This is a genomic window from Dietzia sp. SYD-A1 (assembly GCF_015356725.1).
Taxonomy (GTDB): domain Bacteria; phylum Actinomycetota; class Actinomycetes; order Mycobacteriales; family Mycobacteriaceae; genus Dietzia.
Map to the genome: position 1 here is coordinate 1 of NZ_JADDKI010000462.1, position 1,635 is coordinate 1,635.

1 protein-coding gene and 1 pseudogene are annotated in these 1,635 nt (G+C 70.8%); both read right to left on the reverse strand.

Annotated elements, in window-relative coordinates:
• A pseudogene (locus IY392_RS15680) lies at positions 1 to 197 on the reverse strand (hypothetical protein); the annotation flags it as partial.
• A complete protein-coding gene (locus IY392_RS15685; RefSeq protein ID WP_107758003.1) occupies positions 190 to 1,566 on the reverse strand; it encodes a phosphomannomutase/phosphoglucomutase in 1,377 nt (458 codons plus the stop codon). The pseudogene IY392_RS15680 and the gene IY392_RS15685, both read right to left, overlap by 8 nt.
• Positions 1,567 to 1,635: the final 69 nt, after the last annotated feature.

The window sequence follows — 1,635 nt, forward strand, 5'->3', positions numbered from 1 at the left end:
ACCCAGACGAGTGACCGCGGCCGGAACCCCACCAGGCCCTCCAGGGCCCCGGCGTCCACGGCGGTCGCGACCGACCGGAGTTGGGCACCGGCCATCGACGCGTGGAGCAGTGCGCCGGTGGCGTCGGACGAGCGGAGGGCCTCGGCGTCGTCCAGATCGACCCGGCCCGCCCCCGTGTCGCTGGTGAGGTCAGGCACGGACGATCGCGAGGACCTCGTCGACGACTGCGGCGACGCCCTCCCTGGTGGGCGCCTCCGCGTTGAGACGCAGCAGCGGTTCGGTGTTCGAGGCCCGGAGGTTGAACCACGCGCCGTCCCCGAGGTCGACCGTGACGCCGTCGAGGCGGTCGACCGACACGGCGCGACCGGCGAACGCGTCGACGACCTCCTCCATGCGGGCCACCTGCGCCTCCGCGGAGTCCAGGGTCGAGTTGATCTCCCCCGACGCGGCGTACCGGGTGTACTCCGCCATCACCTGCGAGAGCGGGGCGTCCTGTTCCCCCAGCGCGGCGAGGGTGTGCATCGCGGCGAGCATCCCCGAGTCGGCGCCCCAGAAGTCGCGGAAGTAGTAGTGCGCCGAGTGCTCACCGCCGAAGACGGCACCGGTGTCGGCCATCTGCGCCTTGATGAAGCTGTGACCGACGCGGGTCCGGACCGCCACGCCGCCCTTCTCCTCGACCAGCTCGGGGACGGCCCGGGAGGTGATGAGGTTGTAGATGATGGACGCGCCGGGCTCCTTGTCGAGTTCACGCCCGGCCACCAGCGCGGTGATGGCCGACGGGGCGACCGGCTCACCCCGCTCGTCCACCACGAAGCAGCGGTCCGCGTCGCCGTCGAAGGCGAGGCCGATGTCCGCTCCGCTCTCCCGGACCAACGCCTGGAGGTCGACCAGATTGGCCGGCTCGAGGGGGTTGGCCTCGTGATTGGGGAAGTTGCCGTCGAGCTCGAAGTACAGGGGCACGATTTCCAGTGGTAGGCCGCTGAGGACCGCGGGCACGGTGTGGCCACCCATCCCGTTGCCGGCGTCGACCGCCACCTTGAGACGTCGGATGCCCGAGAGGTCGACCAGGTCACGCAGGTACCCGCCGTACCCGTCCAGGACATCACGCTCGGAGACCGTGCCGGCGTCACCGTCGTACGCGGGCACACCCTCGACGAGCTCGTCGGCGATCGTGCGGAGGCCGGACTCCTGACCGACCGGCTTGGCGCCCGCCCGGCAGAGTTTGATCCCGTTGTAGCGGGCCGGGTTGTGACTGGCGGTGAACATGGCGCCCGGGCAGTCGAGCATCCCGGAGGCGTAGTAGAGCTGATCGGTCGAGGCGAGGCCGATCGTCACCACGTCGAGCCCCTGGGACGTGACGCCGTCGCCGAACGCCCTGGACAGCGCCGGGGAGGAGTCCCGCATGTCATGGCCCACCACGACGGTGCCCGACCCCTCGGAGCGCATCAGCCGGGCGAACGACGCGCCGACCTCGCGGACGAAATCCTCGTCGATCTGCTCACCCACGACGCCGCGGACGTCGTAGGCCTTGATGACTGCTCGGACGGACTCGGCGGTGCGTGGCACGTGCTGCTCCAGGGATGAGAGGCGGTCGGACGGTGTCATCCGTCGACCCTACCCGCCGCATTCCCACCC